The organism is Phaeodactylibacter luteus, assembly GCF_007993045.1.
Classification (GTDB): domain Bacteria; phylum Bacteroidota; class Bacteroidia; order Chitinophagales; family Saprospiraceae; genus Phaeodactylibacter; species Phaeodactylibacter luteus.
Genome location: NZ_VOOR01000095.1, coordinates 1 through 6,719, shown reverse-complemented (window position 1 = coordinate 6,719; position 6,719 = coordinate 1). Strand labels below are relative to the sequence as shown.

Annotated in this window: 6 protein-coding genes; all 6 read left to right on the top strand. The window is 50.2% G+C overall.

Features of this window, described 5'->3' with window-relative positions; all coding sequences use genetic code 11:
- Window positions 1–371 precede the first annotated feature (371 nt).
- The 6 genes from FRY97_RS21280 (at window position 372) to FRY97_RS21255 (ending at window position 6,710) form a co-directional block, all read left to right on the top strand.
- Window positions 372–1,568, top strand: a complete 1,197-nt coding sequence (locus FRY97_RS21280) for a hypothetical protein (RefSeq protein ID WP_147169646.1) — start codon at window positions 372–374, stop codon at window positions 1,566–1,568.
- Window positions 1,569–1,650: 82 nt separating this feature from the next.
- Window positions 1,651–2,172, top strand: a complete 522-nt coding sequence (locus FRY97_RS21275) for a hypothetical protein (protein ID WP_147169645.1) — start codon at window positions 1,651–1,653, stop codon at window positions 2,170–2,172.
- A 116-nt stretch (window positions 2,173–2,288) separates the two neighbouring features.
- The gene (locus tag FRY97_RS21270) at window positions 2,289–3,056 is read left to right on the top strand and encodes a GLPGLI family protein (protein WP_147169644.1); all 768 of its coding nucleotides are present in this window, start codon (window positions 2,289–2,291) and stop codon (window positions 3,054–3,056) included.
- 20 nt (window positions 3,057–3,076) lie between these two features.
- Entirely contained in the window at window positions 3,077–5,761 is a 2,685-nt protein-coding gene (locus FRY97_RS21265) for a carboxypeptidase regulatory-like domain-containing protein (protein WP_147169643.1), read from the top strand.
- Window positions 5,762–6,004: 243 nt separating this feature from the next.
- Window positions 6,005–6,472, top strand: coding sequence for a hypothetical protein (locus tag FRY97_RS21260; RefSeq protein WP_147169642.1), 468 nt, complete (start codon window positions 6,005–6,007; stop codon window positions 6,470–6,472).
- A 28-nt stretch (window positions 6,473–6,500) separates the two neighbouring features.
- The gene (locus tag FRY97_RS21255) at window positions 6,501–6,710 is read left to right on the top strand and encodes a hypothetical protein (RefSeq protein WP_147169641.1); all 210 of its coding nucleotides are present in this window, start codon (window positions 6,501–6,503) and stop codon (window positions 6,708–6,710) included.
- The last annotated feature ends 9 nt before the right edge of the window (window positions 6,711–6,719 follow it).

The following is a 6,719-nucleotide window of genomic DNA, read 5'->3' as shown; positions in this document are numbered from 1 at the left end:
CAAAACCTTGTCCGTAGGCACTAGAATCAGGCATGTCAGAGGGACCGGCAGTGATGTATCCTATAATTTTTTAGTGGGCATCAGGATTTAGTATTAGTGCGGATGTCATAGTTTAATCAACGGTTCAACGCACTTGAGGCTTACCCCAATAGTGGCTGCTTTATAGCCTGCTCCGGCTTAATGAAGACATCAGGCTGCTTTTGGGGTAAGTTCAGTAGCCGCTTTATTTCTGCGCTAAATCTAAATGCACAAAACGAGATTAGTCATCACAGTCAAAATGCTATTTCAGACTTATTGAATATGGGTGTTCTAAAAACTTATCAGAAGTGTATGAGCATCAACTAGGCGTGAATTATTCAAAATAGTGCTAAATGTGTTCTACAATTAAATTATTGTTTCTGGTAACAGGGATGTACAACCTAATGTTGGCAACAAATCTACCATGTGGATTGCAGGAAGAAATATTGCGGTTCCACATAGTAAATGCCGAAACGGGTGATCCTGTAGAAAGTGTACATCTTTTTTATAAAAGTTCTGCAAGAGGAAGTTTCACTAACCAAGACGGAGTAGCAGAAATAGAAAAAATAGAAGACACACTCTATTTTAGCCACATTAATTATAGGTTAGAAGCTATCTCAAGCCCACATCTTATTGAGGAATCAGACACCGTTTTCCTCATACCGATAGAACATAGTCTGGAAGAAATTATAGTCCGTGCCTATGATGGCTTCGATATCAAAGCGTATTTTAAGAATAATAGACAATCCATATCAGATAGGTACGAAGTGAAGTCAAGGCTTAGACGTTGTTCCTATAAGGAGAAAGTTTATGTAGAAGGCGCGCTTGTCCGGTTATACCAAACGCAAATAGATTGGTGGGCCAGGAAAAGTCACTCAACTCGTGGGCTCATCAAAGACAAGAATGAGGTAATGTTGAGAAGCATAGACTTCTCGAAGATAGATGACAACGGCCCCATCAAGTCAAGGTACATGTCCAATGAAGACTTTTTCAAGATGACCGATTTAAAGTTTTGGTTGACCCTGTTAACCGATTTTTGTGACGACTATAGCGTGAACTACGTTAAAGCAGATGATGAAGACACTTTTGTTAGCTTTAACACCATCAGCAATCAAAACAAGCTGCCTTTTTCGCTTGAAGAATGCCTGGTGGTATTTGACAAAACCTCTAATTCGATAAAATACCTTAGGCTAGACATGGCTTATCCATTAAGCTGGTCAACGTATACACTGGAGGACACCACATTTAGGTACAGCTCAAAACGTCATGTAGTAGAATTGTCCTACGAACTACGAGAAAGCGGAAAGTACGAGTTGGTTAATCTGAATTCCAGCTTTGATGCCCAATTTCAGTTTGATGAAGAAGTCGTAGCGACAAGAACTGACCACCAATTATTTGTATTGGAGGCTTCTAAAAGCAAGGGGATAGATAAATCAGATCAAGTAGATTTGAACTTGCCTTTTTACAAGCATGTGCCTCGACATGATAATGTAAATCCCAAGATGCTGCTGACTCAAGAGGAATTGGAGTTTCTCAATGAGAAGGAATAAAGCGCAAAACCAACAACAGGCGCACAGATGCTGTTTTCACTAACTTTTTAAATAAATTGATATGATTAAGCAAACCTTATTCTTGATAATTCTAATCTGCGCAAGCGTGAGTACACAGGGGCAGGAAGCAGACCTAAGATTTGGCGTAGGCGGTTCCCTCTTAGGCACAGGGGACATGCGCGCCATTATGCTGGAAAACGAAGCGAACCTCAAATTGAACCGGTACTTTGCCTTGAGCGGGGGATTGGGTTTTGGTACGAGCAATGACGGCGCTCTTGATCAGGCTTCCTTCCTGCAGCTAAACGCCAATGTCTATATCTCACCATTTAAAAACGCAGGCAGAAATGACTTCAGGCTCGGTACAGGGCTGAGCTGGTATACGGTTTCGGAAAGTTACAATGCCTTATCGATTTCCCATACCGGAGAAATTGTTGATTCAAAGCAGCAGTCCGATCAACGTAACGCATTGGGCTTCAGCCTGATCATCGAAAACACCTATTCTGTGACGGAACGCCTGCTGCTGGGGCTAAAAGCCTTTACACAACCTTATCAAAATGGGGATATCAATTCTGGTGTGCTGTTGAAGTTCGGGGTGAAGCTTTAATGCGACGCTACAGCTAATTGTGTTGGGTCGATTCCTAAAATAAGTTGAAAGATGACCGGGACAAATTTGAATTGTACGTCCGGCTGCTGCCATAAACATTGACAAAAACAACAAACATGTACCCCAGACTTTTGCTCTTAGGAACCATCCTACTCCTCTGCACCTTCACTCTCCCTGCTCAATCCGGGCGGGTGATTTATAAACTGATCAGTGCTGCCGAGGCTCACTCAACTTTGGATGAAGCAGCAAAAAGCCTACCCCCGGAACAGCGGGAAGGTTTTAAAACTAGCATGAAGGGTATGGAAGCAGAATACCCCCAGATGCGCTTTGAACTCCTTTACACCCCCGAACACGCGCAGTACCGGCTTATCCCCTACCTGCCACTGGGTGATGAGCTGGGGCACATCCTAGCTAAAAGCACCACGGGAGCCAATAATGTATACTACCGCAACACCCAAAAGCAGGAGAAAATCAAGCAGGTGGAACAAACCGGGCAGCGCATCAACGTGCAAATGCCCTACGAAGAATACGAGTGGGCCATCACAGAGGAAGAACGCTACATCGGGCAGTATGCCTGCAAAAAAGCGATGGCAGTGGTGGATTACTATGAAAAGGCTCGCGAACGGCAAATATACTATGAGCTCGAAGCGTGGTTTACTCCGGAAATCCCGCTGCCCTATGGCCCCAAGGGCATGGATGGGCTGCCCGGGCTGGTATTGGAGGCGGGTGTGGTAGGCAAACCCTGGTCGACCTTTACGATTGACTCCCTCACCGAAGGCTTATCTGCCGAACAACAAAAGGACATCCGGCTCAAAAAAGGCAAAACGATCAGTAAGAAGGAATACGACGCCTACATTGAGCAACAAATCAAAAGCCGGCAGTAGTGTGGAACAACCGGACTTTCATGGCCGGGCTGCTTCTGCTGGCTGGGTGTCCCCTCCTGGCCCAATCGCGCCAAATTACCGGGCAGGTACTGGACGATAGCCTGCGCACACCTTTGCCTTTTGCCAATATTTCCTTCGTGCCGGTAGGGGAAGGAGCTGCCCTGCGTTTTGCAATGACGGATCAACAGGGGCGGTTCCGCTTTAAGGCAAGTGGCGCTGCAGGCCTGCGAATGACCACCACCTACCTCGGCTATCAGTCCACCTCTATAACCCTGCCTGCCGGAACAAAAGATACGACCCTGCAAATTACCCTGCGCCTGCACCCCCTCGACCTGGCGATGGTGGAAGTCAAAGACCGTGCCCCACCGGTCGTGGTCCGTGGCGATACGGTCACCTATCAGGCAGATGCCTTCCGGGAGGTATTCGACTGGAAGCTGCAGGACCTGCTGCGCCGCCTGCCAGGTATGGAAGTGGATGAGCAAAACCGCCTGCGCTTCAATGGGGAAGTGGTGCAGCAGGTGATGGTGGAAGGGAAGCCCTTCTTCGGGGGCAGTTCCAGGTTGGCGCTTGAGCATATCCCGGCAGAGGTGATTGCCAAGCTGGAGGTCATCGATAATTATAACGCCGTTGATTTCCTGCAACCCCTCGGCACGGGCAATCAACTGGTGCTCAATGTACGCCTGCGGGAAGACAAAAAACGCTTCGTCTTTGGAGATATCGCGGCGGCAGCTGGCCCCGAAAAACGCTACCTCGCCCACCCCAACCTTTTTTACTATTCCCCTGAGGTAAGCGTCAATGGCATTGGCGACTTGAACAACGCCAATCTGGAGCCGCTGTCCTTTTCCGATGTCATTCAGATGCAGGGCGGTATGGGCCGATTGCTGGCAGAGGGGCAAGCCGGGCTGTCAGGCTTGCAGCAGGATTTTATGCCTTACCTGTCACCGGGCAATAACCGCTCCGGCCGCTCACAGTTTGGCGGGCTGAATGTCAGCGCTGCACCTCTCCCAGACTGGACTGTTTACGCCTATGGGCTGGGGCTCCGCAGTGTGCAGGGCTACCGTTCGCTGTCGCGCAATGCCTTCTGGCAGCAGGACGGGGCACCGCCTGTCACCGAAACCAGGGAAAGCGCACGCGATACCGAACGGGCAACCTCCAACGGCAAGCTCAGCCTGGTGTACGATCCCAAAGAAGACTACTACCTCTCCCTGGAGTCCGACCTGCAGGTTGGAATGGCGGAAGATGCCTCCACGCTGCTTTCGCAAACGGTGCAGACCGGGCGTGACCTGTTCACAGACGAGCACAATGACTTTCAAAACCACAGCCATACTTTGGAAGCCCACCATAAATTCAGCGGGCATCACATTGGCACTTTGGAAGCCTCTTGGCAGCAGCGCAGAGCGGAGGACGAGCTTGGTCTGCAATCTAATCAGCCCCTGCTGCAAGGGCTGATTGGCTCACCACCGGAACCGAATGCCGGGCTTTCGCATCAGGGGCAGACCCGGCTTTCGGCCCTTTCCACCGCCTACCGGCATTATTGGGTGCTAAGTCCGCAGAACCACTTCGAATTCCAGTTGGGCTACCGTCACTTGCATAGTTGGGCGCAGACTATGGACAACTGGTCAGCCGGTAACGGCACACCCGTATTGCTGCCCATTGATACCACCCGGTTTGGCAACGGTCAAAAGCTTCGGTTGGAGGATGCCTCGGCCCGTTTGTCTTATAAGTACACCCGCGACGCGCTGGAGGGCGAACTGGGCACCACCGTCCACCGTATGCAATGGTGGATTCGCGAGGAGGGGCAGGCGGCTGCCCGCCAAAGGGAATGTCTGGCCTTGCCTTTCGCCAAAGCCACCACCACCTGGACGAATGTGGGCGAATTTGAACTGGGGTACCGCATCAGTCGGCTCTTTCCGGAAACGGAAGCCTGGCTGAGCCGGGCAACGATCACCGGCTTCAATCAGCTGGAACAGGGCAATCCGTATCTGCGCAACAGCCTTTCTCATATTTGGAACCTGGCTTACCGGCGCAGGGACTTTTTCACCCAGCGCAATTGGTACCTGCAGTTGTCATATGCTCTGCGCAGCCTCGCCCTGCAACAGCGCATCAGCGGCACCGGTATCGATCAGCTACGGGAAACTTTCCTCCTGCGGGATGCTGGCCACGAATGGTCTTTCCGAGGGCGGATGAGCCAAAAAGGGGATCGTCTGGAATGGTCGGTCAACTTCAGGGGCAGGCAGTCCGCCTTCCGGCAAATCCTCTATGGCGTGAATAGCCGGGTAGCGGAGTGGCAAGCCTTTGCAAATCCGGAAATCCGGTGGGAAATCAGCAAGGCAGCCGCCCTGCGTTTGGCATACAGCCGGTCGCAGCGGTGGGTACGTCAGCAGGGTAGTTCACAAGCCCGGTTTGATCAGGATGAGCTGTCGCTGTCATGGGAAGTCCTGCCCCTGGAAAACCTGCAGGTCAAAGGGGCAGCCGCTTTGCATGGCTTTCGCCGGGCCGGGCAGCCTTACGATTTTTACAATGAGGTATCCCTTGATGCCCGTTACCAATTTGATGGCGGCCGCTGGGCGCTCACCCTTCAGGGCACCAATCTGCTGAACAACCGCTCCGTACTGAGCAGCCAAGTCACTCCTTTTTCATTTAGGGAGTATGAGGTTTTCCAGTTTCCGATGGTGTTGTTGGTGGGGCTGATATGGAGGTTGTGATGAAGGGGCTCAAATCAGATTGCCGTTTTTTGGGCCTGCCCCCTCCGCAAGGATAGGGGCCTGCCCAAGCCCAACGGCAGGGGCCGCTATGCTGCGGGGCTCACTTTTCGCTCGGCCCTATCGGGCTTGGAGCTTGTTTGGAGGGCTCAAAAAAACTTCAAAAAAATGGCGGGAAAACGGCAGAGTGCAAAATTTTTGCACAAACGGGGCTTATGTTTGTAGGGTACCTCAAAATTTTCAATCATGAAGCATTTAATTTTAATCGTTTTCTTAGCGCTGACAGCGTTCAGCTGTACTCACGCTCAGAAGGGCTGGCTGGCTATCGGAGAGCTCCAAGATGGTAAAGCGGTGCTGACTGCTGACAAGACAGAGCTGCTGCGGGCTTACAACCAAAATCTACAGCGGTTTTCAGGAATCAATGGTGAATTTACGGAGGTGAGCATAGAAACAGCTGCTCAGGGGGGCTATACATTGGTGTTTTCTGGCAAAGCTTACAAATCCACATTTCGGGTAGAAAAAGCAGATGGCACTGTATTGAGAGTAAATTACACGATTAGTTGTACCACTTCTGATTGTTCTCAAGAAACCGACGGTTGCGAGCCAAGGTTCAACGGTGGAGATCGCGGAAACTGTAGCCCCTGTAGCAATGATGGAGAATGTACAAAAACGGTGAGCAGCAGTTCCCTTCTGAGTGTTGGTGGCAAAGAGTAGGGTGGGCTCACTTTTCAAATGAAGAAACATGATTAAGCACTTATTCTTTTGGGCACTTCTGCTATATGGAGCCTCAGCTATACAGGCACAAGAAAAATTTGCAATTGATCTTGGCAGCGGCCTGTCAGACGCAGAGGGGTTTGCAGCGATAAATGTCGATGGGCAAATGACCTTTATTTACAAACGTTGGCATATTGGCCCGGTTTTTCATTTTATGAATAGACTTGTTTATGGCTGAAAATCAACG

Excerpts from the sequence above, each read along its gene's own strand:
- FRY97_RS21270 (WP_147169644.1), top strand. The coding sequence starts at position 2,289 with ATGTACCCCAGACTTTTGCTCTTAGGAACCATCCTACTCCTCTGCACC.
- FRY97_RS21280 (WP_147169646.1), top strand. The coding sequence starts at position 372 with ATGTGTTCTACAATTAAATTATTGTTTCTGGTAACAGGGATGTACAAC.
- FRY97_RS21265 (WP_147169643.1), top strand. The coding sequence starts at position 3,077 with ATGGCCGGGCTGCTTCTGCTGGCTGGGTGTCCCCTCCTGGCCCAATCG.
- FRY97_RS21255 (WP_147169641.1), top strand. The coding sequence starts at position 6,501 with ATGATTAAGCACTTATTCTTTTGGGCACTTCTGCTATATGGAGCCTCA.
- FRY97_RS21260 (WP_147169642.1), top strand. The coding sequence starts at position 6,005 with ATGAAGCATTTAATTTTAATCGTTTTCTTAGCGCTGACAGCGTTCAGC.